The following is a 22,019-nucleotide window of genomic DNA, read 5'->3' on the forward strand; positions in this document are numbered from 1 at the left end:
GGGGAGAGGGAGGAGAAATCAGCAAATCACCTCATAAATGGCGCTCTGAATAGACTGCCATTTTTTGGTGGTGGCATCCGGCTGTGACTTCGCACGGCGTGTGGCCATGTCGAGATCGTGCTGCTGGCGTTTCACCACCGCTGGCACGGTGCAGAAAGCTTTGAGGTACTCTTTACGTACCGAGGTCAGAGACTCGCCGTTCGACATCGCGTGGCTGAGCGTGTTGATGAAGCGCCGACACGGCTTCTCCTCCACCATGTTTTGCCGGTAGCGTAGCATCAGCTCCAGCACGTCGTCATAGCCTGCCGACATCGCCTCTTCGGTCCAGGACAGCTTCCAGTCCATACCGCCCTGCAAAAAAAGCTGGGTCACGCGGGTGTCGTTGCGGTTAATGGCCGAGCGGAAATTATTCTCGTCCCAGGTCACTCCCATGCGCGTGAGCGTTTCGCGCGAGGAAGGCGTCTCACGCATTTCCTGTGGCGGCGCCGCTTCAGCCGCGCTGACGGCCGCAGGCTGCGGTTTACTGCTGGTCACCAGCCAGAAGCCTCCCGCCACGATGGCAATCACCATAACGCCAACCGCCCCCCATAACGCACCGGAAATGAGCTGCTCGCGTTGTTCGGGGGTGCGCGGCGCGCGCTGGGTCGGCTTTTCAATGGTGTCACGGACTTCAAACAGATCCCCACCGGTGACCCGATCCATTTTCTGCGCCTTTTCCCAGAAGGTATGCAGTTCGCTGGCATCTACCGCCATGAATCCCGCCGGATTGACGCGCGTTCTCCCCTCTTCAAACGCGCGTTGAACGGGCCGCGCGATCTGCGCGTAGTAGTTATCCAGCAGCTGGATTTGCGCCGAGCTTAACGTTTTCTGGACGGTGATGTTGTTGCGGATTTGCCGAATGTCATCGAGGAAGGTTTGCAGCGTTTTACGCGGTTCAACCAGTAGCGTCAGCATGGACGGGTCGCTGAACAGCGAAGCGTAATAGCGGCTGAACTCTTTTTTATCCACCAGCATTTGCGCCAGTTCGCTGAACATCATGCCGCTCAGGACATCGTTGATCTCGCCCAACTTCAGCCAGCGCCGTACGCGATCGGCGTTAAACAAAGTCTTGAGATGGTTATTCAGCCTTACCTGATCGGGCCAGGCCTGCTGTATGAGCCCTTTTATCATGAGCTCTATCGCCCGCACCTGCTTATGCGCCTGCTGCTGCTGAAGTTCGCTGCCCGGAGCCAGCTCCGTGCTGTAGGTCAACAGCGGCTGCTGCAGGCGAAGGTGCTCCAGCGCGGTGACAAACCGCATCGCCGCAATCAGCTGGTTTTCACTCACATCCTGTCCGCTTTCATACTGCGGCACGCGCTGCTGCAGCAGGCGCAGCTGGAGCGTAAATTCCGACATCTCGGCATCATTCAGGTTGAGTTTTTTCGCTACGGCTCCCCAGCCGCCCAGGGCTAATCGCGCGCTGTCCAGTTGTTCCAGAAACCAGCGTGGATCTTTGCCCTCAGAAGCATGTACATTCAGAAGAAGCAAAATTTCCACCGACGCATGGCGAATGACCGCCAGACAGTGTTCGAACTGTTCGCGAATATGATGTGATGTGCTGAGAGTCATTGTTTTCCTTAAGCGACAACGAAGACATCCGGATTGGCACGTAACGGCCTTTTTTCTTTTTATTTATACGCGGTTAACCATACCTGACTTTCTGTTGAAATAAAGTGACAACCCTAAAATCATTTAAAATGTTTCAGGAGAATCTGAATGCCGGTTTTAATTACCCCTCGCCTGAACTGCTCGCCTTTACAAGAAGAAGACTGGCCCTTTTTTCTGGCGCTACAGCAGCATCCCGACGTCATGCGCTTTGTGGCGGAAGACCGCCCCGTCGCGGCGATCCGCGAGGCGTTTGATTCGCGCCTGACGCCCTGGACGCCAGGCAGCGCGCACTGGCTATGCCTCGTCGTGCGTGACGCCGCTTCCAGGGCTCCGTTGGGCGTCACCGGGTATATTCATCGGGAGGAGGATTGCGCTGAGGTCGGTTTTCTTTTCGCTCCCGAGGCGCAGGGGAAAGGTTACGGCTTTGAATCCCTGAAAGCGCTTTGCGATTACGCTTTTCATCAGGGCGGTATACGTCGACTTACCGCCACCGTCACCGCCGGGAATGTCGCCTCACGACGTCTGCTGGAAAAAGCCCGCTTTTGCCTGGAGGGCGAATTACGCGAGAGCTATTACCTTGCGGGACGTTGGCATAATGACTGGTTATTTGGTTTATTGCGGCAGGAATATCTGAATAACAATCCCTGATCAATAGCCATTTGGCGGATATTTCTCGTACCTCATTTCCTCTACAGTGTCGCCATTAAGAGGAAATGAATATGAAAGAGCATGCGCTGAAAATATCTTCTGCCGCCATCGCGTTAATAAAGAAACATCAGGGTCTTTCTCTGGAAAAATATCGTGACGAAAAAGGATTATGGGTTATCGGCTATGGCCACGTTATCCGCGATCAGGAGCATTTTCACGGCCCTGTCACACCTCTGGAGGCTGAGACTTTGTTGCGCGAAGATATCCGGTTGTGTGAAGCGCTGCTGCGGGAAAATATGACACGCCCATTAACCCAACAGCAGCATGATGCGCTGGTGATGATGATATTCAGTTTCGGAGAGATAACGTCGCTCCCAAACGCGCTTTTTCAGGCCGTCGCCCGGGTATAATACATGGCTGCCTGCGTTCTGTTTTTCACGTCCAGCCGCCGGAAAAGCGCCTCGAGGTGCGCTTTTACCGTGGCCGCACTGATGTTCAGATTGCGGCCAATCTCTTTATTCGACTCCCCCGCCGCCAGCAATTTCAAGACTTCGCGCTGGCGCTCGCTCAAGGATAATAATGCCTGAGGCGACGTCGGCTCTCTGACCCACTCTCCGGGAAAACAGACCATCCCTCTGGATACCGAATCCAGTACGGCGGAAAACCGTTCGGGATTGGCGTTTCGGGGAACAATGGCCATGACGTTTCGCTGCCGCAGCTGCTCAGCACATTTGGCCTCTTTTTTCGCCAAAATCAGAATCACACGTATTGCCGGAAAGCGATGCAGGATCGCTTCCAGCAAAGTGCTCCCTTCGTCCTGAATTAAATTCCCATCAATCATGACGATAGCCGACGGTGAAGCAGAAATCTGAGTCCATAAATCTTCTGCCTGACAGGTCCCAGTTATATTTATTTCCGGAATCAACCTCTGAAGACTGTGTATCGCTCCGTGAATAAAGAGTGACTGCCTGTCAAACATGATTACTCGCATCGTTTTTTCCCCTCTGAGAATAGCGAAGGGGGATTCTACAGAGGCATTATTTAAGAAAAAACTCAACGAATGGATACGTTACAAATCCCCGGGGTTCTTTATATCTGTCAGTATTTAGACACATTTATCTTAAGGATTTACTCAAGCGCATACCTCACAGGAACATACCGCCTGATACTTCAATACGTTGCGCATTCATCCAGCCCAGTTTGTCGCTGAGCAGTGCCGCAATGGCATCGCCGATATCGTCAGGCAGCCCCACCCGCCCCAGCGCCGTCTGGGACGCCAGCATCTGGTTGAGCTCCGCGTTGTCGCGCACGTGTCCGCCGCCAAAGTCGGTTTCTATCGCGCCAGGCGCAATGATATTGACGGAGATGCCGCGCGCGCCCAGCTCTTTCGCCTGATAACGCGTCAACACTTCCATTGCTCCTTTCATCGCCGCGTAGGTCGCCGATCCTGGCTGGGTAAAACGGGCCAGCCCGCTGGAGACGTTGAGGATCCGTCCGCCGTCGCTAAGCAGCGGCAGCAGGCGCTGCGTCAGGAAGAAAGGTCCTTTGAAATGAACGTTCAGCGCCTCGTCAAACTGGGCTTCCGTCGTGTCGGTATAAGGCGCATATAAACCCGTCCCGGCATTGTTCAATAAATAGTCAAACGTTTCACGCTGCCAGACGCTCTTAAGGGTCTCCTGAAGCTGTTGGGCAAAATGCTCAAAACTCGTGATATCCCCGACGTTGAGCTGCAATGCCGCCGCGTTGACGCCTTTTTCCTGAATTTCATGCACAACGTCCAGCGCTTCCTGCTGGCTGCGGTTGTAGGTCAGCACAATTCCCGTGCCATCTGCCGCCAGCTTTAAGGCAGCGTTTTTACCCAAACCACGGCTACCACCCGTCACTAATGCGATACGTTCAGTCATCATAAACCTCGTTTTGGCTGTTATGGAGATTGAGTAAGAGCTTATTAGGTGATAGAAAATCAATAAAGATGAGTTAAAACGCTTCACTGTTTCAGCACAAACAACAATGAGCTATATCTATGGATAAAATTCACGCAATGCAGCTGTTTGTTCGCGTCGCGGAACTGGAGAGTTTTTCCCGCGCGGCAGAAACATTAACGTTGCCGAAAGGCAGCGTGTCACGGCAGATTCAGGCCCTCGAAAACCGGCTTGGCACCCAGCTATTGCACCGCACCACCCGCCGCGTCAGCCTGACGCAGGACGGTATGGTCTATTACGAACGGGCAAAAGATCTGCTGGCAAACCTCGATGAGCTGGACGGTATGTTTCTGCACGATCCCTCCAGCATCAGCGGACGGCTCCGCGTGGATATGCCCGTCGCCGTTGCTCGAAATTTAGTCATCCCCAAACTGCCTGCTTTTCTGCAGCATTATCCGGGCATCGAGCTGGAGCTCAGCAGCAGCGATCGTCTGGTGGATGTGATCCGCGAAGGGTTTGACTGCGTGGTACGCGTCGGCACCCTGAAAGATTCAGGGCTTATTGCCCGACCGTTGGGCAAGCTGTCGGTGATTAACTGCGCCAGCCCGGATTATCTGGCGCGTTTTGGCTACCCGGAAACGCTGGACGATTTAGGCTCCCACGCCGTCATTCACTACACCGCTACGCTGGGAACTCGCCCACAGGGCTTTGAGTTTTATAACGGCAGTACGACGCAGTGGATAAAAACGGGAGGGGTGTTAACTGTTAACAGCACCGAAACTTACCAGGCTGCCTGCCTCGCCGGGCTGGGCATCATTCAGGTTCCGCGGGTTGGGGTGCGAGATTTACTGCGCGCGAAGAAACTGATTGAAATTCTCCCGCAATACCGGGCCGAACCAATGCCTGTCTCCCTGATTTATCCCCACCGGCGCAACCTCTCCCGCCGGGTACATCTGTTCATGGAGTGGCTGACCGAACTCACAAAAGCTTACGTGGACTAGTCGCAAGCTATAATTCAGTAACATCCAGCCAAACGAAAAGGAAAAGACGCGTGACGCCGGAAAATAACCCGCAACGACCCACCCAACATTTAGAGTATGAGCCCATCAAGAAGATGGAGACCGAGCCGGAAGAGACCAGGTCTCCAGGTACCGCCAGCAAAGCGCTGGGGACCGTCACCGGCATTATCGCCAGAATTCAGCAGTTTCCCATGATTGCGCATCTGATACGTGCGACCGAACGCTTTAATGACCGCATGGGAAACCAGTTTGGTGCCGCCATCACCTATTTTTCGTTCCTGTCGATGATCCCGATCCTGATGGTGTCGTTTGCGGCGGCCGGTTTTGTGCTCGCCTCGCACCCGACGCTGTTGCAGGATATCTTTAACAAAATCCTGAATAACGTCAGTGATCCAACCCTTGCCAGCACGCTCAAAAGCACCATCAATACCGCCGTCCAGCAGCGCACCACCGTCGGTATCGTCGGTTTGCTGATTGCCCTTTACTCCGGCGTTAACTGGATGGGCAACCTGCGTGAGGCCATTCGCGCCCAGTCGCGCGATGTCTGGGAGCGTAAGCCGCAGGATCAGGAGAAGATTTGGGTGAAGTATCTCCGCGACTTTGTTTCGCTGATTGGCCTGCTCGTCGCGCTCATCGTGACGCTGTCCATTACCTCCGTGGCGGGCTCCGCGCAGCAGATGATCATCTCCGCGCTCTACCTTGATTACATCGAATGGCTGAAGCCCGCCTGGCGCAGCATTGGGCTGGCCATTTCCATCTTCGCCAACTACCTGCTGTTCTTCTGGATCTTCTGGCGCTTGCCCCGTCATCGTCCCCGCAAGAAGGCGCTGATCCGCGGCACGTTGATCGCGGCGATCGGCTTTGAGGTGATCAAAATCGTGATGACCTACACCCTGCCGTCGCTGGTGAAATCCCCTTCCGGCGCGGCGTTCGGCTCGGTGCTGGGGTTAATGGCGTTCTTCTACTTCTTCGCACGTTTAACCCTGTTCTGCGCCGCGTGGATCGCCACTGCCGAGTACAAAGACGACCCGCGAATGCCGGGCAAAACGCACCGTTAACCCCTCTCCCGGGCTGAAATTTCAGCCCGATTCATCATTTCAGCATATAAATCCAGTCCGTAACTTTTATTTAACCGAAAACCAGTTTTATTGACTGATATTTAAAATCTGTGAAGCATTTCATAGACGTGTTTTGGCTGGCCTGAAAATTATCCGCTTTTTGTTGCTTTTATCACCAGGTCGCGGCTTTGTTACAGATTGAAATGTCGCTTTTGCTGTGCGTAATATGGCCTTTCGTTCGACAAAAATAAGAAAATATTATGCAAGCAACCGCCACCACACTCGACTCAGAAACGGAAAACGTTCCGGTAAATTCGCGCAATAAAGTTGTCGTCGCCTCGCTGATTGGCACCGCCATCGAGTTCTTCGACTTTTACATTTACGCCACCGCGGCGGTCATCGTCTTCCCGCATATTTTCTTCCCGCAGGGCGATCCGACGGCGGCCACGCTGCAGTCTCTGGCGACCTTTGCTATCGCGTTTGTTGCGCGTCCGATTGGCTCTGCGCTGTTTGGACACTTTGGCGATCGCATCGGACGCAAAGTCACGCTGGTGGCCTCGCTGCTGACGATGGGGATCTCCACCGTGGCCATCGGCCTGCTGCCGACGTATGAGACCATCGGCATTCTGGCGCCGGTCCTGCTGGCGCTGGCGCGTTTTGGTCAGGGTCTGGGCCTGGGTGGTGAATGGGGTGGCGCGGCGCTGCTGGCCACCGAAAACGCCCCGGCGCGCAAGCGCGCGCTGTATGGTTCTTTCCCGCAGCTTGGCGCACCGATTGGCTTCTTCTTCGCCAACGGGACGTTCCTGCTGCTCTCCTGGCTGCTGACGGATGAACAGTTCATGAGCTGGGGCTGGCGTATCCCGTTTGTCTTCTCAGCCGTGCTGGTGCTGATTGGCCTGTACGTGCGAGTTTCTCTGCATGAGACCCCTGTTTTCGCAAAAGTGGCCGCGGCGAACAAGCAGGTGAAAGTGCCGCTGGGCACGCTGCTGACCAAACACGTCCGCGTGACCGTACTGGGCACGTTTATCATGCTGGCCACCTACACGCTGTTCTACATCATGACCGTTTACTCCATGACCTTCAGTACCGCCGCCGCGCCGGTTGGGCTGGGTCTGCCGCGTAACGAAGTGCTGTGGATGCTGATGATGGCGGTGATCGGGTTTGGCGTGATGGTTCCGATTGCGGGCCTGCTCGCGGATAAGTTCGGTCGTCGCGCAAGCATGATCACCATCACCACGCTGATCGTTCTGTTTGCTCTGTTCGTCTTCCCGCCGCTGCTGGGTTCAGGCAGCCCGGCGCTGGTGATGGCCTACCTGCTGATTGGCCTGAGCCTGATGGGGTTGACCTTCGGCCCGATGGGCGCGTTGCTGCCAGAGCTGTTCCCGACGGAAGTGCGTTATACCGGCGCGTCGTTCTCCTACAACGTCTCGTCTATTCTGGGTGCCTCCGTTGCGCCGTATATCGCCACCTGGCTGCAGGCAAACTACGGCTTGTTCTATGTGGGCGTTTATCTGGCGGCCATGGCGGCACTGACGCTGATTGCGCTGCTGCTGACGCACGAGACGAAACACCAGGCTCTGTAAGCTAATGCCGGGTGGCGGCTACGCCTTACCCGGCCTACGATTCAAATGTAGGCCGGGTAAGCGCAGCGCCACCCGGCAAAAACAGGCCGCTCCTTACTTCTTCATTTGCGACAAAATGGTCCGGCACTGATTCGCCTCGCCTTCTGACGGCGAAATCAACGCCAGCAGCGCTGCGGCGGGGGTAACCAGCGTCGCAAGCGCCGCAGCCACCGCACCACGCGCAATCAGCGGTCCGGGCTTCACGCCCGCCTGCGGATTTTTGAAGGTTCCGCGCACGTACAGCGGCGAGCGCAGCGTGATGATACGGATCCCCTTACTTTCCGGATCGATGGTCAAATCCAGCTGTTCGGACGCCATGCTGGCGGTACCGGTCACGTTAATCACCGCATTTTCCGTGTCGAAGGCAAAAATCTGCGGACGCGCCACGCCGTTAACCAGATCCAGATTGGCCGCCGCGCAGTTCACCCGTACCTCATCATCGCCGAAGATTTGCCCGATGATGTAGTTCCCGACGTTCAGCCCCAGGATCTCCATCAGGTTGCGGCTGACCAGCCCGTCGTTCATCAGCAGCTTCAGGTTGCCATTACCGCTGCCCAGCAGCGCCGCCACGGAGTTCCCCACGCCGCGAATGTCGGCATCGCCGTTCATCTCGCCGAGGGTCTTCTGCATCAGCTCGACGTTCGGCATCAGCGCTTTCAGCTTAAGCCTGCGCGCCTGAATCTCCGCCCGGCCCTGCATCGGCTTTTTATCGCCTTCCAGGTGAATGTTGGAGGAAATCGTCCCGCCCGCCATGCCAAACTTCAGCGGCTGCAGGCGCAGATCGGCATTTTTCAGGATGATATGCGTCGAGAGATCACTCAGCGGCAACGTGCTGCCATGCTCAATTTTACGCCCTTTGAAGCGCACATCCGCATCCATCACGTTCCACTTATCGGTTTCAAAGCGATCGTAAGGCAGCACTTTTCCCGCAGGCTGAATGTCCTTTTTCACCTCTTTTGACTTCGTACCTTTACCGGAATCCACGCCGATCAGCGGGCCGAGATCGGCCAGACGCAGCTGGCGGGACTCAACGTCCCCTTCCAGCTTCGGCCTCGGTTTTCCGGTGGTGTAGGTCAGCGAGCCGTGGATATCGCTGTCGCCGATGCGGCCGTTAAAATCACGGTAGTCAAAAACCGACGATTTTTCGCTGTCGATTTTGGCGACCAGATGCCCGTCCGTTTCGAACGGCGGGGTATCCGGCAGCAGCACGCCGGTCAGCTCATACAGCTCGCCCAGCGAATCACCGGCAAATTTAAGCTGAAGATCGACGCCGCCCATGTTCATCGGGTCGTTAACCGTTCCCACGAACGCCACGCGGGTGTTACCGGAGCGGAAGTCCGCCTGCACCGGGAACGGCGTGCCTTCGCTCCGAAGCGCCAGCATGCCGCCTATTTTCCCTTTACCGCTGAGCGGCTGGTCGTTGTAGCGTCCTTTTGCCGTCAGGCCGAAGACATAGTCGCCCACGCTTGCCGTGTCACCTTTGGCTTTCGTCCCCGTGACCTCGCTAAACGGCAGCGGCTTGCCGAGCGGATCGACCAGGATCTCCACGTCGGCCTTGCTGACCTTATCGTCGATGGCGATCCGCCCGCGATCGAAGAGAATATTGTCGAGACGGAATGACCAGGAGGAAGGCTGAGCATTCGGATCCTTTTCGCCATCGCTGGCAAGGTTGAACGTCCAGTTGTTGTTTTTTTCAGAGAGGCGGATCAGGCGCGCGTCGGGCTGCTGAAGTTTGATCCACGGCAGATAGACCGTTTTGGTCAGCAACGCGAGCGGGGCCAGCGTGGCCTCAACGCGCGGCAGGTGGATCATGGTGACGTCCGGGATATCCGGCGGGTTACCGAGAATGATGTCGTCGGCGTGGACGTGCGGCCAGGGGATCCAGCTTCGCCAGCCGGGCTCCTCTTTCTGACGCTCCCACACGACCCCTAAATCACCGCGTATGGCGAAGGGGCGGTTTAGTTCGGTTGAGACTTTCTGGTTGATGTTCGGCTTAAGACGGTTCCAGTCAAACGTCGCGATAATGATGGCGACGACCACGATCAACAACAAGAAAATCCCTGCTGTCCAGGAGATTACCCTGGTTGTTCTTGTCATTTTTATCCCCTTTCCTGATGACCTGTCCTGTAAAACTATAGTCCAGACAAAGGGAAGCGGGCTTATCAGAGGGTAGTTATCACGCTATCGAGGCGATCCATGGGTACCGGTCGGGAGAGGAAATAGCCTTGCGCCGCCGCGGCAGGCGAGCTTTGCACATCACGCCACTCTTCCAGCGTTTCCACACCTTCAACAATCACGCCCTGGCAATAGCGGTTCATCAGCTGTAATAACAGCGTAAACAGGTTCCGCCCTTCCGGGGTCTGACGCAGCATAATGAACAGATCGCGGGCCACTTTAATGTAGTCATAACGCACTTCACTCAGAGCCGAAAAGTTCGCCATGCCGGTGCCAAAGTCATCCAGCCACAGCGGGCCGTATTCGCATATGGAGGCAAACGAGGAGTCCTGCGGCAGGCGGACATGCTCCACCAGCTCAAAGCGCACCCACGGCAGAGTGGCGATCAGCGCCTGCAATTTCGCGTTCTGACGCAGCGCCAGCAGAGTGGGGCCATCAACATTCACCGAGGCGAGGATATCGTGCTGTTCGAAAAAGGGCTGCTTCGTTGCCAGCATACGGAGCTGCTCTTCCAGCACGTCAAGACGCTGGCGAACGGCCACTTCGGCAAAATAGCGATCCGGTGCGATACGCTGGGAAGGGTTTGAGGGATGCGTCACGACGGTCAAAATTTCAATGGCCATCAGTCGACCGTCTGTTCGGTATATCGGCTGATAGGTATACGCACGCTCACATTGCAGCCAGTAGCGATGCTCCTGCAAGTTCTCAATACTTGCCTCAGGCGTGGTGCTCAGCCGCTGGATAACCTGCTCTGACTTCATTTCAGATGTCCTGTTGTTGGGATGGCCTTTCTGGACTCGTCACAGGATTATCGGCGCGACAATTGAGAACTTTATGTTCAATTCACCGGGAAAATGAAATTAAGATGACAGAAATGCGCAGGAACACGCGCTGGCTCAAATAAAATAATGGAACGTTGTTTTAATATAGTTGACCTGTTAATTCACTCAGCGCACACTGCTGATCATTCTTCTGTTCAGGTTCACGATTATGTCTAAAAAAATTGCCGTGATTGGCGAATGCATGATTGAGCTGTCACAAAAAGGCGCGGAAGTGAGCCGCGGATTTGGTGGCGATACGTTAAACACCTCCGTTTATATTGCCCGCCAGGTTGTGCCTGAGGCGCTCACCGTGAAATACGTTACCGCCCTGGGGACGGACAGCTTCAGCCAGCATATGCTTGAGGCCTGGCAAAGTGAACATATTGATACCTCGCTGATCCAGCGTATGGAAAATCGCCTGCCGGGTTTGTATTACATTGAGACCGACGACACCGGCGAACGCACGTTTTATTACTGGCGTAACGAAGCCGCGGCCAAATTCTGGCTGGAGAGCGAGGATGCCGCGGCCATCTGCGAAGCGCTGGCGACCTTCGACTATCTCTATCTGAGCGGGATCAGCCTGGCGATCCTGAGTCCCACCAGCCGTGAAAAGCTGCTCTCGCTGCTGCGCGAATGCCGTGCCAACGGCGGCAAGGTCATTTTCGATAACAACTACCGCCCGCGCCTGTGGGCCAGCCGTGAAGAGACGCAGCAGGTCTATCAGCAGATGCTGCAATGCACCGACATCGCCTTCCTGACGCTCGACGATGAAGACGCCCTCTGGGGGGAGAAACCGGTAGAGGACGTGATTGCACGCACGCAAGCGGCTGGCGTGAGCGAAGTGGTGATTAAGCGCGGTGCGGAGTCGTGCCTGGTCGCGATTACGGGTGAAGCGGCGATTGAGGTCCCGGCTGTGAAGCTTGCCAAAGAGAAAGTGATTGATACCACGGCGGCGGGTGATTCATTCAGCGCGGGCTATCTGGCAGTACGCCTGACGGGCGGAACGCCGGAAGCGGCGGCACAGCGTGGACATCTGACGGCCAGCACGGTGATTCAGTATCGCGGGGCGATTATTCCGCGTGAGGCGATGCCTGTTTAAGTAGGGTGCGGGCTGATGCCCTAACCCTCTCCCACAGGGAGAGGGTTAGTCTACGCATTACTGCCCTTGCGGGATATCCGTCGCGTCAGGGTGTAAATCATCAGCCGTCGCGGCCTGCGTCGGCTGCGGCGCGGTCGCCATGATGGAATCCCAGGTCTTCTGAAGTTCCTTCATGTCATATTCCGGTTCGCCCTTCGGCTGCAGAAGGATCAACGCCATCTCCTGCGACAGCTGCTGACGGAGATCCTGGTTGAGCATTTCGACGGTCAGACCGTTCAGGAAATCCTGACGGAGCTTCTGGTACTGTTCCGGCGCAATATCCACCACCTGATTCTGCAGGGAACGAATACGCTGGCTGATCAGAATATCGGTATCGGCGCGCGCGTAGGTCGCAAACAGCTTCTGCAGCTCGAGTTTTTTCTGTGCCACAAGCGCGTTGAATTCCTCTTCGGAAAGCCCCTCTTTACGCACTTTTGCCAACTCTTTCGCGACGACACCCAGATTGGCATTCAGCTTATCGCCCGGTGATTCAACGTTAATGGCGCATTGCGCACGCTGGAACAGCACGCGGCAGTCAAAGCCAAGACCGATATTCTTCACGTTATTCTTACTGAGCGTCTGCTGAACGTGCCAGAACAGCGCTTCACGCGCCAGGTCGGCACGCCAGTAGCGCAACAGCGCCGCGGACTCACGGATGGGCTGCCAGGCGTTATCCCACATCACGGAGAGTCGGTCCTGACGCACGGTGTCCGTCATAATGCTGACAGGCTCTGCACGCAGCGGGGAGAGTGTCGGAACAGGGGCAGGCGATTCACGCTTGCCTTTCAGATCGCCAAACGCTTTGTTGATCTGCTCCACCACCGCGCGGCTGTCCACGTTACCCACCACGATCAGCGTCATCGCGTCCGGGGTGTACCACTTCTGGTAGAACGATTTCACCTGTTCGGCGTCCACCGGCTGTTTTAGCGGCTCGGCAGGGTCATGTCCCAGCAACGTCGAGCCTTTCAGGCGGTAACGCCACCAGCCCTCTTTGGTATCACCAGGCCAGGTCGCCACCATGTCGCTGTTGCTCAACGCATAGTTGACGGTGTCCGGCGTAATCGCCAGATTGCCGGAGGCATCAGAGAGATACGTCAGGGCTTCTTTAAGCAGATCGTTGCGGTTATTAGGCAGGCTCAGGTTAAACATGGTGTAGTCATACGAGACCACAGCCGGAGGAAGCGGGCGCTTCGGATCGATGGCCTGTTGCCAGAGCGAACGCACCTGAACCGCTTGCAGGCTGCCGCTCTGCGTGAGCGCCAGCCGGGGAATAAAGTGGCTGAAACCGGTTTGCTGAGTGCTTTCCGTAAGGGAACCAGTATTAACAGACAGACGGATTTCAATACGGTCACTGGGACGTTGCGGCGTGGCTAACACCTGCCACTGAAAACCGTTCGCTAGTGTCCCTTGTTGCCAGGCCGGGTCTGGCTGGAGCGCATCTGCCTGCACATAACTGGCTGCTGCCATCATCAGCAAACCGCCGGTTAAGAGTCGAATTTTTGTGCCCTGCATGTGAACCCCTGATCAACATTCCTGGTTAAAAAAGAGTGCCTCGCGACGCGCTTCACTCTTAAAGATGACGATGAAAACACGTCGATTAGACCGCGCGTTCGGCAAAACGTCACGGTCCGAAGTGAAATATACCCAAAAAAAATCTTGTCGAATTATGACAGGTATGAACAGTTATTATGCGCAGGAGCCCGCATCCCCACAAGGGAATACGGGCATTTGTGACAAGATTAAGAGGATAAGCCAGGATTTTTGCTGTCAGTTGAACGATTATTCAGAGTATCGTCGAGCTTTTTATGATCCAGCTCTTTCACCCATTTCGCGACCACTACCGTTGCCACGCCGTTACCCACCAGGTTGGTTAACGCACGCGCCTCTGACATAAAGCGGTCAATACCGAGAATCAACGCCAGGCCCGCCACCGGCAGGTGCCCCACTGCAGAGATAGTGGCAGCCAGCACGATAAAGCCGCTGCCCGTTACGCCCGCCGCGCCTTTAGAGGAGAGCAGGAGCACCACCAGCAGGGTGATCTGATGGAAAATATCCATATGGCTGTTGGTGGCCTGTGCGATAAACACCGCCGCCATCGTCAGGTATATTGAGGTGCCGTCCAGGTTGAAGGAGTAGCCCGTCGGGATCACCAGCCCCACCACCGATTTACGACACCCGAGTTTCTCCATCTTATCGAGCATGCGCGGCAGCGCCGATTCTGACGAGGAGGTTCCCAGAACAATCAGCAGCTCTTCACGGATGTAACGGATAAATTTGAAGATGCTGAAACCGGTCGCGCGGGCGATGGAGCCCAGCACCACCACCACGAAAAGAATACAGGTGATATAGAAGCAGATAATCAGCTGACCCAACTGGACCAGCGTACCGACGCCATACTTACCGATGGTGAAGGCCATCGCACCGAAAGCACCGATGGGCGCCAGGCGCATGATCATATTGATGATGCCGAAGATGACCTGCGAGAAGCTTTCGATCACGTTAAAGATCAGCTGGCCTTTGCTGCCCAGACGGTGCAGGGCGAAGCCAAACATCACGGCGAACAGCAGCACCTGGAGGATGTTTCCGCTGGCGAACGCGCCAATGACGCTGCCAGGAATGACGTCCAGCAGGAAGGCCACCACGCCCTGATCCTTCGCCTGTTCGGCATAGACCGCAACCGCTTTGGCATCCAGCGTCGAGGGATCGACGTTCATCCCCGCACCTGGCTGCACCACGTTAACGATGACCAGACCAATAATCAGCGCAAGGGTACTGACCACTTCAAAATAGAGAAGCGCCACTGCACCGGTACGGCCAACCGCCTTCATGCTTTCCATGCCAGCGATGCCCGTGACGACCGTACAGAAGATCACCGGCGCGATGACCATTTTGATGAGCTTAACGAACGCGTCGCCAAGCGGTTTCATTTGCGCGCCCAGTTCAGGGTAATAGTGACCCAGCAGAATACCGATGGCGATGGCTGTCAGGACCTGGAAATAAAGACTTTTGAAGAGTGAGGTTTTCATAGGGTGTCCTTGGGAAGAAAAACCACAGGCTTTGTAAGGTTATGGTTAACCTGCGGCTTTAAAATAACACCCGCATAACAGGACAGAAATAAACTCAGTTCAAATTTGAAACACAAATGTTAAGAAATTTGAGCTGGCTCGCACAAGCTAGCAACAAAATTACACTTTTGCGTTATTGTCAGCACCAGAAAGGTATCGTTCTTCAAAGACATCCGAAGGCACTGCGGGGGCAAACAGGAAACCCTGCCCGCTCTCCACGCCCGCCTCTGCCAGCCAGGCGCGTTGCGCGTTGGTTTCAATTCCCTCGGCAATAAGGTGCAGGTTGAGGCTGCGCGCCATCTGGATAATCGCCTGCACCATGCTGCTGTCGTCCGGCAGACCGTCGACAAACGCTTTGTCAATTTTCAGCACATCCACCGGAAGCGTCTTCATGTGCTGAAGCTGGCGCAGCCCGGCGTAGCCCATGCCAAAATCGTCCAGGGCAATGCGAATGCCGGCATTACGCAGCGGCTTAAGAATCGCGACCGCCTCATTGGGGTCGTCAATGCGTCGACTCTCCGTCACTTCCAGGGTCAAGGTATCCGGTTTGATGCGGTAACGATGGATCAGCTCCAGCATCTCAGAAACCATGGTCGGGTGCATAAGCTGCATGGCAGACAAATTGACCGACAGCGGCAGCGTTATGCCGCGCTCCTGCCAGGCGGCAAGCTGACGACAGGACTCTTCGAGCACCCAGTAGCCGACGGTGACCATCAGGCCGCAGGACTCGATGCGCTCAATCAGCCCTTCCGGCAGCTCCCATGTGCCATCCGGCTGCTGCAGACGCAGCAGGGCCTCGGCGCTTTTTACCTCTCCCGTCCGCAGATCCACCTGCGGCTGCAGCCAGAGGGCAAACTGGCGGTTATCCAGCGCGGTCAGGATGTCACTCTCTTCCGTCAGGCGCTGCTGCGCCTTTTCCATCTGCGCCGGGTCGAAGAACTGGATTTGGTTTTTCCCTTTGCGCCGGGCGGTAAAAGCCGCCGAGAAGGCGCGGCGATAAAGCTGTTCCGCGGTCAGGTCGCCATAGAACATGGCAATCCCGATACTGGCGCTCGGGCGAAGCTGGATACCCTGAATCGGCAGCCGCTCATTAATGACAGTGAGTACTTGCTGACCTAACGTGATCGCATGCCAGGGTTCTTTTACGCCGTTGGCAATCACCACCAGGTCGTAACCGCTGACCTGGGTCAGCACCATGCGCGGGGCAAGGACAGATTTGATCTTTTCCACCAGGGTGAGCAGCAGCATCTCTCGCTGGCTCTCCTGAAGCACGCCAGCCGTGTCCTGCAGGGTTTCACAGGCAATGACCATCAGCGCGGTGGTTTGCTGGCGCTCAACGGTTTGCTCCAGCATCGCCATCAGGAACGCTTTATTGGGAAGCTCCGATACCGGAAAACGGGTGGCGCTACTGTTCATCTCATCCTGCTGACGCTGGATGCGCTGCTGGTTGAGGTTGTAGCTGCGCACCAGCATGCCGATCTCATCGTCATGATGCAGACGCGGCAGCTCAAGCTGGTGTCCCATCTGATCCTGCGGCGCAAGCGTGTTCAGTTCGCGGGCGATACGGCGCAGGGGATGGACAATCAGCCGGTTAATGCACCAGGTCAGCGCAACGCTGAGAATAAGCGTCATGAGTAAGCAAGTGGTCACTAACGTAACCACCCAACTCATGACGAATTTATACATGCGGTAGGAGTCTGCCTGTAACACCAGGTAGGCCAGAGGCTGTGGATTCGCAGGGCGCTCAAGCGAATAAACGGGAAGCGAAATTTGCACCGGCAGCTCAAACAGGCGCATCACCATCATCGGGACGGGACGCTCCGGGATAAAGCTCATCCGCAGCGCCTGAAACTGATTGGGTAGCACGACGTCCGCCCGGCTCACAACACCGGCTGGCTGAATACGTTTCAGAATGGTTTCCGCTTCGGGGATATCCCCTTTCAGAATGGAGGCAGACAGCGGGCCGCGTACCGAGCGGGCGATACTTTCTAATTGCGAAGCCGTGTTATAGCGATTCTGCTGTACGGAATGAAACAGCAAAATTACGCAGAAGAGCAGGACAAACAGCATGGTGACGGCAGAGACCATCGCCATCTGTTTGATTGTTAAGGAACGGCTGACACGCAAAATGACTCTCCACAAAACTCGAAGCGCAGGGCGCGCCAGGGTGTAAACCTGGCGCGCCTGAGTATACCCGATTGCTGCGCTGTTAAGAGAGACTTACAAATGGATTAAGGAAAATCCGATTACCAGTCCGCGTAAGGGATGAGCGGTTGCGGCGGTAAGTCCATATCGCCCTGCCAGCCTGCAGCAGAGTAGCGCACATAGATCAGCGCATGGCTTGGGGTATAGTCTTTCGCTTCCTGAATGTCCACGCCCATGCCAACAAACCAGTTGGACGTAACCCGGCGCTCAATAATGGCTCGCGCGGTATAACCCGTGCCTGAGGAGCTGCTGCCGGTTTCCATCGCGCCCCGGTCGGTATAGCGGTCTGGCTCATCGGTCGGGATCAGATTCTGGATCGGGTAGCGCAGCTCGTCTTTGGTTTTGGAGTGAGACCAGGAGACCGAGCCCCCCAGCTCCCAGGACCAGTTTTCCGTGCGCTTACGCCAGGTCACCGGCAAGGCGAAGGAGACATACTCCTGCGGGCTGTAATAGCCGCCCTGACCCAGTGTATAACCGCTCAGGTCTTTGTCGTAGTGCCAGAGCATGTTGGAGACGCCGACCGTCAGGCGCTCATTGTTTTTATTAATGAGCTTGTAGTAGTAACCCGTCATCCAGCGGACGCGCCAGTTATCCTCCACATTTTTACCCGTCAGCGTTTCCGCGTTCAGGCTTGACCAGACGCCGTTCGCTTCCCCTTTGTCATAGCTGATGCTGACGCCGCCACCGGTCGCGCGTACGCCGCCCCAGGTGGTGCCGGTGTTGGTGTCTTTTTGCCCGCCGAAGGCCAGCAGAGAGCTGGAGATTGGCCGACGATGGGCGTTAACGGTATAGCCGATAGGGCCCAGATCGCTGCTGTAGCTGATGCCGCCCACCACGTCGACGACGTCAAAGCCCATCGGCGTGGTGCCAATATCCATCGCCCAGGTTTTATTCTGCCAGCCGACAGCGACGCTTGCGCCATTGTCTGACTGATGGGTGTTACCGCTACACGGCGTTTCGTAGCAGGTTCCCCATTTAGGGTCGTAAGTCCCGTTCCTGGTATCGAATGACCCGACGTCCATATTGACCAGATCGCTTCTGAAGAACATGCGCCCGTCAGAGAGCGGCGCATCCACCTGCAGCATGGTGGTATGCGCTTTCAGATCGGAATAGCCACCCGTGCCGCTGGAGCCCCAGTAATCGTGCTGCAGCGTGACGTTAACATCCTGCTGGCGGTACAACTCACCGGCATCACTGCGCACGCCGCGCTTCAGCCAGTCGTCTTTTTCATCGTTACGCGTCAGACGGGTGAAACTGTCGTTATCAGCCGGACGCGTCGTGGTGATACCCGTCGATACCATCGCATCTTTATAGGTTTCCAGCGCCTGCTGAGGCTGCCCGTTCTGCGCCTGGAAACGCGCGGCATCACGCAGCACCAGCGCGTTTTCCATGGATCCGGGCTGCGATTTAGCCTGCGGAATGATTTTACTGAAGGTTTGTTCTGCCGCGGCGGAATCACCCAGCCCCGCCTGCGCCATCGCGATGCGGCGCTGCATGTTGAGCGACAGCGGCTGGCCGTTCTGCGCGGCGGGCAGCTTCGCCAGCTCCGCGCGCGCGGCATCTTTGTTACCCTGGGCGCTGTAAATCTCGGTCAGGCCGAGGATCGCGTCTTCGTTCTGCGGCTCACGCTGCAGGACGGCGTTGTACGTCGTTTTTGCGGAATTCAGATCGCCACGCTGCTGTGCCCAGTCCGCCAGCGTCAGGTCGATGCGGGTGGAGGTTGGCTGCTGGCGAAGAAGATTCTCCGCCTCCTGCTCTTTACCGCTGTCCCGCAGGCGGTTGGCGGTTTCCAGCACCTGATTGCTTTGCAGGCGGTCGGCAAGTTCCTGAATATTGCTGTTCCACTGGCTGCGCGGCAGCGTGTCCAGATGCGCCAGCGCGGCACGGTCCTGATCGTTTCCGGAAAGATAGAGCCCGCTGGCATAGACCTGATCCGGGTCGGACGGTTTCTGGCGGGCAAGCTGACGCATCAGGGTGTCCGCCTGGCTGCGCTGACCCGCGCTGTAGAGATCGCGCGACAGACGATAGGTTATCCACACGTCGCCAGGAGAGAGCGCCAGACGACGACGCTGGATTTCTGCTGCCTGGGCGTATTTCCCCTGATTTTCCAGCTGTTCGGCCTGGGCGGAGAGCTGCTCGTTGGTCAGACTACGCTCGATATCATCAATGCTCCGACGCTGGCTGGCGGAAAGCGACTGGATAAACTGCGAGGCTTTCTCCGGGGACTGCGCGCGGTAAATATTGGCCAGGCCGCGAACCGCGTTGCTGTTGCCGCTGTCCATTCGCAGCGCCTGACGGTAATAACGCTCCGCCGCGTCGTTATCTTTACGCGCCGCGGCGGCGTCGCCCAGCCCCAGCACCGCGTAGCTGTCGGTATTGTCGATGTTACGCGCCTGCTGATAGTAACGCTCTGCCTGCGCCGGGTTATTCGCCTTCAGCGCCGCATCGCCCTGCTGGATCAGCAGCCAGTAGCGGTTAACCTTCAGAAGACTGTCCCATTTACCCCGGTTATCGCTCTGGGGATCGAGGGCAATCGCCTTTTCAAACTGGGCTACCGCGCGGGCACGGTCGCCCTTCTGGGAATACGCCTGCCCCAGGGCACCCACCGCTTCACTGTCGGCATGGTTGGCGCTGACGGCTTTTTGCAGTTCGGCCACCGCCTTACTGCCCTGCCCGGCATCCACCGCCGCGAGCCCTTCCGCTTTCGCGCGGAACGCCGGATCGGCGAGCTGTTTTTGCTGCGCTTCAAGCTGGGCACGCGCCGCAGCGACGCTATCCCCGTCGCTGAATACGCTCAGATATTTTTGCAGCGCGCTGACGCTGGCGCTGCTGGCAGGCTGGTCTTTGATTTGGTCATACCACATATCAGACGCCTGGCTGCGGCCATTGGTGGATTTGGCCATCTCCTGCAGTACCGCAAAGCCTTCATCACGTCGTCCGCTCTGGAACAGAAGCTGGGCCAGCGTTGTCTGCAGCTGCGTATTCCCGGGGCTGCTGCTGTTAATTTTTTTCAGCTGGTTAATGGCCGCACCGCGGCGAGCTGGATCTTTCGCCACGACGTTCCAGTATTCCGTCGCCACGTCGCCACCCGGCGGGTTGCCGTCAAACAGCTTATCATAGGCGGCAATCGCTTCCTGCGTGTGCCCCGTAGTGGCGAGCAGTCGCGCCTGCTGGAGCTGCTGTCGGCCATCCGGAGTAGAAAGCAGCATGGTGTTGCGTGAGGACTGGTAAGCGCTCGAACCCGGGGCGATCCCTTTCAGACGATCCAGCTCTTTTTGCGCGCCGGCGTTATCGCCCTGACGCAGCAGGTAGCGAAAGCGCGCGGCAATGACGTCAGGGTTGTTGGGGTCAATCAACTCAAGGCGATAGAGCGACTGACGAACCAAATCCTCACGCTGTGTCGATTCGCCCAGCCTGACCTGCTCCAGCAGCTGTTTCTGCTGCGGAGAGTTGGCGGCCTGTGCCCACGGCATAAGCGCCAGGCCAAGCGATAAACTGAGTAGATTTACTGTGAACTTGCGCATTCCTGGCCCCAATCCGGTATTAATTCACCTTTTGCGGTGAAGCGAAAACGATGCTGATCCCATCCTTGCCCAAAAAGCGTCAGCACATAGCTGTAATAGGCATTGTTATCGGGAAAATGGTCTGCAACGCGCTGGCGCTGAACCGCCTGGGCATCACGTTGTTGTAAAAAAGGCAACATAGCGGCAGAGAACCCGACCGGGCCGTCACCGGTACGTTTCCCCGTCGCCACATCCACTTTCTCCGGCGGCACACCCCGTTTCACGGTCTTTGCCGCCATCGGCTGGAAGCGCGTCAGGAGCCGGGCTTTCTGAGGATCTTTATCACTCATCATGCCCACCCAGAGATACACGCGGATGGCGTCGTAGCCGCCCACCAGCGCTTTCTCCTGCTGTAACCGCCAGCCTTTGTTTTTCTGATACTGCACCCAGTCCGGCGAAAAACCTTTCGGCGCACTCTCAAGCAGCAGGCGCAGGTTAGTTTCACGAAGCTGGGTCCACGGGGAACCAAAGCGCGTGAAATAAGCCGCTAGCTGCGGAGGAAGATAGCTGGGGTTAAAACGCCAGGCGTTCTCATCGGCAAAACCGACTTTACCAGGAAGCAGCATTGCGCCGAGCCCCGGGACGTTGACCACTTCCTCGCTGACAATGCGTTTCAGCAGCGCCTTACCCGTGCGGGTATAGTCCCGATCTTTCCACAGCCGACCCGCTTCGAGCAGTGACCAGGCGATCCAGACATCGGCATCAGAGGCGGAGTTGTTATCAATCACCGCCCAGGCGTCTTTATCTTTCTGACCCCATAGCCAGGCAGGCAGATGGGCGTTGAGATCGCCGCTGGCGAGATTATCGCGCGTCCACGTCAGCAGCAGGTCAAAGGCTTTGCGATCGTTCGCCGCCAGGGCAAAGAACAGGGCGTAGCTTTGCCCTTCCGAGGTCGTAATTTTGCGCGTGTCACTGGGATCAATGACGCGCCCGCCTTCACTGATGTAGTCCTTTTTAAACTGCTCCCAGGCAGGCCAGGTACAGGCGGCGCGAAGAGGAAGCGCCGCCAGCATCACCGCTGCGGTAATGACTCCAACTTATTGATAGTGTTTTATGTTCAGATAATGCCCGATGACTTTGTCATGCAACTCCACCGATTTTGAGAACGACAGCGACTTCCGTCCCAGCCGTGCCAG

General features: G+C 56.6%; 17 protein-coding genes. 6 read left to right on the forward strand and 11 right to left on the reverse strand.

Translation table 11 applies throughout. The features are described from left to right. Window positions 1-18 precede the first annotated feature (18 nt). The gene (locus tag FHC48_RS05530) at window positions 19-1,608 is read right to left on the reverse strand and encodes an STY4199 family HEPN domain-containing protein (RefSeq protein WP_059363925.1); all 1,590 of its coding nucleotides are present in this window, start codon (window positions 1,606-1,608) and stop codon (window positions 19-21) included. 147 nt (window positions 1,609-1,755) lie between these two features. Between FHC48_RS05530 and FHC48_RS05535 the strand changes: the two genes are divergently transcribed. Next, on the forward strand, window positions 1,756-2,295 hold the full coding sequence (locus FHC48_RS05535) for a GNAT family N-acetyltransferase (protein WP_025910199.1): 540 nt from the start codon (window positions 1,756-1,758) through the stop codon (window positions 2,293-2,295). Window positions 2,296-2,366: 71 nt separating this feature from the next. Beyond that, on the forward strand, window positions 2,367-2,705 hold the full coding sequence (locus FHC48_RS05540; protein WP_008503124.1) for a lysozyme: 339 nt from the start codon (window positions 2,367-2,369) through the stop codon (window positions 2,703-2,705). Here FHC48_RS05540 and FHC48_RS05545 read toward each other — a convergent pair. Together FHC48_RS05545 and FHC48_RS05550 are read right to left on the reverse strand one after the other, a co-directional pair. After that, a complete protein-coding gene (locus FHC48_RS05545) occupies window positions 2,684-3,286 on the reverse strand; it encodes a response regulator transcription factor (RefSeq protein ID WP_023294761.1) in 603 nt (200 codons plus the stop codon). The two genes, FHC48_RS05540 and FHC48_RS05545, sit on opposite strands and share 22 nt — an antisense overlap. A gap of 154 nt (window positions 3,287-3,440) precedes the next feature. After that, window positions 3,441-4,199, reverse strand: a complete 759-nt coding sequence (locus FHC48_RS05550; RefSeq protein ID WP_025910193.1) for an SDR family NAD(P)-dependent oxidoreductase — start codon at window positions 4,197-4,199, stop codon at window positions 3,441-3,443. Window positions 4,200-4,318: 119 nt separating this feature from the next. Between FHC48_RS05550 and FHC48_RS05555 the strand changes: the two genes are divergently transcribed. The 3 genes from FHC48_RS05555 (at window position 4,319) to FHC48_RS05565 (ending at window position 7,877) form a co-directional block, all read left to right on the forward strand. Next, window positions 4,319-5,218, forward strand: coding sequence for a LysR family transcriptional regulator (locus FHC48_RS05555; protein ID WP_008503127.1), 900 nt, complete (start codon window positions 4,319-4,321; stop codon window positions 5,216-5,218). Between the two features lie 50 nt (window positions 5,219-5,268). Next, window positions 5,269-6,294: an inner membrane protein YhjD gene (gene yhjD, locus FHC48_RS05560; RefSeq protein WP_008503128.1), complete on the forward strand. Its 1,026-nt coding sequence runs from the start codon at window positions 5,269-5,271 to the stop codon at window positions 6,292-6,294. A 260-nt stretch (window positions 6,295-6,554) separates the two neighbouring features. Continuing rightward, a complete protein-coding gene (locus FHC48_RS05565; RefSeq protein WP_008503129.1) occupies window positions 6,555-7,877 on the forward strand; it encodes an MFS transporter in 1,323 nt (440 codons plus the stop codon). Between the two features lie 93 nt (window positions 7,878-7,970). Here the strand turns inward: FHC48_RS05565 and FHC48_RS05570 are convergent, their stop codons facing one another. Then, window positions 7,971-10,013, reverse strand: a complete 2,043-nt coding sequence (locus FHC48_RS05570) for an AsmA family protein (RefSeq protein WP_119312258.1) — start codon at window positions 10,011-10,013, stop codon at window positions 7,971-7,973. A gap of 65 nt (window positions 10,014-10,078) precedes the next feature. Next, complete coding sequence (gene pdeH, locus FHC48_RS05575) at window positions 10,079-10,852, reverse strand: cyclic-guanylate-specific phosphodiesterase (protein WP_021242143.1); 774 nt, start codon at window positions 10,850-10,852, stop codon at window positions 10,079-10,081. 229 nt (window positions 10,853-11,081) lie between these two features. Between pdeH and FHC48_RS05580 the strand changes: the two genes are divergently transcribed. Beyond that, the gene (locus FHC48_RS05580; RefSeq protein ID WP_059363930.1) at window positions 11,082-12,011 is read left to right on the forward strand and encodes a sugar kinase; all 930 of its coding nucleotides are present in this window, start codon (window positions 11,082-11,084) and stop codon (window positions 12,009-12,011) included. Window positions 12,012-12,068: 57 nt separating this feature from the next. Here FHC48_RS05580 and FHC48_RS05585 read toward each other — a convergent pair whose 3' ends face one another. From FHC48_RS05585 to FHC48_RS05610, 6 genes are all read right to left on the reverse strand, one after another. After that, the gene (locus FHC48_RS05585) at window positions 12,069-13,562 is read right to left on the reverse strand and encodes a pitrilysin family protein (protein WP_008503229.1); all 1,494 of its coding nucleotides are present in this window, start codon (window positions 13,560-13,562) and stop codon (window positions 12,069-12,071) included. Window positions 13,563-13,789: 227 nt separating this feature from the next. Then, the gene (locus FHC48_RS05590; protein ID WP_021242141.1) at window positions 13,790-15,076 is read right to left on the reverse strand and encodes a dicarboxylate/amino acid:cation symporter; all 1,287 of its coding nucleotides are present in this window, start codon (window positions 15,074-15,076) and stop codon (window positions 13,790-13,792) included. 159 nt (window positions 15,077-15,235) lie between these two features. Further along, window positions 15,236-17,242: a biofilm formation regulator HmsP gene (hmsP, locus tag FHC48_RS05595; protein WP_059363933.1), complete on the reverse strand. Its 2,007-nt coding sequence runs from the start codon at window positions 17,240-17,242 to the stop codon at window positions 15,236-15,238. Window positions 17,243-17,361: 119 nt separating this feature from the next. Further along, window positions 17,362-20,844, reverse strand: coding sequence for a cellulose synthase complex outer membrane protein BcsC (bcsC, locus tag FHC48_RS05600; RefSeq protein ID WP_046092607.1), 3,483 nt, complete (start codon window positions 20,842-20,844; stop codon window positions 17,362-17,364). Beyond that, window positions 20,826-21,896, reverse strand: coding sequence for a cellulose synthase complex periplasmic endoglucanase BcsZ (gene bcsZ, locus FHC48_RS05605; protein ID WP_220420513.1), 1,071 nt, complete (start codon window positions 21,894-21,896; stop codon window positions 20,826-20,828). Before bcsZ ends, bcsC begins: the two co-directional genes overlap by 19 nt. Before the next feature lie 24 nt (window positions 21,897-21,920). Continuing rightward, on the reverse strand, window positions 21,921-22,019 hold a 99-nt coding region (locus FHC48_RS05610; protein ID WP_000641146.1), incomplete at its 5' end, for an IS1 family transposase.

The organism is Enterobacter sp. EC_50 (assembly GCF_019584525.1).
Taxonomy (GTDB): Bacteria; Pseudomonadota; Gammaproteobacteria; order Enterobacterales; family Enterobacteriaceae; genus Enterobacter; species Enterobacter roggenkampii.

What these genes read in the sequence shown, in the direction of transcription:
- FHC48_RS05530 (WP_059363925.1), bottom strand. Translation starts at nt 1,608, where the DNA reads ATGACTCTCAGCACATCACATCATATTCGCGAACAGTTCGAACACTGT.
- FHC48_RS05535 (WP_025910199.1), top strand. Translation starts at nt 1,756, where the DNA reads ATGCCGGTTTTAATTACCCCTCGCCTGAACTGCTCGCCTTTACAAGAA.
- FHC48_RS05540 (WP_008503124.1), top strand. Translation starts at nt 2,367, where the DNA reads ATGAAAGAGCATGCGCTGAAAATATCTTCTGCCGCCATCGCGTTAATA.
- FHC48_RS05545 (WP_023294761.1), bottom strand. Translation starts at nt 3,286, where the DNA reads ATGCGAGTAATCATGTTTGACAGGCAGTCACTCTTTATTCACGGAGCG.
- FHC48_RS05550 (WP_025910193.1), bottom strand. Translation starts at nt 4,199, where the DNA reads ATGACTGAACGTATCGCATTAGTGACGGGTGGTAGCCGTGGTTTGGGT.
- FHC48_RS05555 (WP_008503127.1), top strand. Translation starts at nt 4,319, where the DNA reads ATGGATAAAATTCACGCAATGCAGCTGTTTGTTCGCGTCGCGGAACTG.
- FHC48_RS05565 (WP_008503129.1), top strand. Translation starts at nt 6,555, where the DNA reads ATGCAAGCAACCGCCACCACACTCGACTCAGAAACGGAAAACGTTCCG.
- FHC48_RS05570 (WP_119312258.1), bottom strand. Translation starts at nt 10,013, where the DNA reads ATGACAAGAACAACCAGGGTAATCTCCTGGACAGCAGGGATTTTCTTG.
- pdeH (WP_021242143.1), bottom strand. Translation starts at nt 10,852, where the DNA reads ATGAAGTCAGAGCAGGTTATCCAGCGGCTGAGCACCACGCCTGAGGCA.
- FHC48_RS05580 (WP_059363930.1), top strand. Translation starts at nt 11,082, where the DNA reads ATGTCTAAAAAAATTGCCGTGATTGGCGAATGCATGATTGAGCTGTCA.
- FHC48_RS05585 (WP_008503229.1), bottom strand. Translation starts at nt 13,562, where the DNA reads ATGCAGGGCACAAAAATTCGACTCTTAACCGGCGGTTTGCTGATGATG.
- FHC48_RS05590 (WP_021242141.1), bottom strand. Translation starts at nt 15,076, where the DNA reads ATGAAAACCTCACTCTTCAAAAGTCTTTATTTCCAGGTCCTGACAGCC.
- bcsC (WP_046092607.1), bottom strand. Translation starts at nt 20,844, where the DNA reads ATGCGCAAGTTCACAGTAAATCTACTCAGTTTATCGCTTGGCCTGGCG.
- bcsZ (WP_220420513.1), bottom strand. Translation starts at nt 21,896, where the DNA reads ATGCTGGCGGCGCTTCCTCTTCGCGCCGCCTGTACCTGGCCTGCCTGG.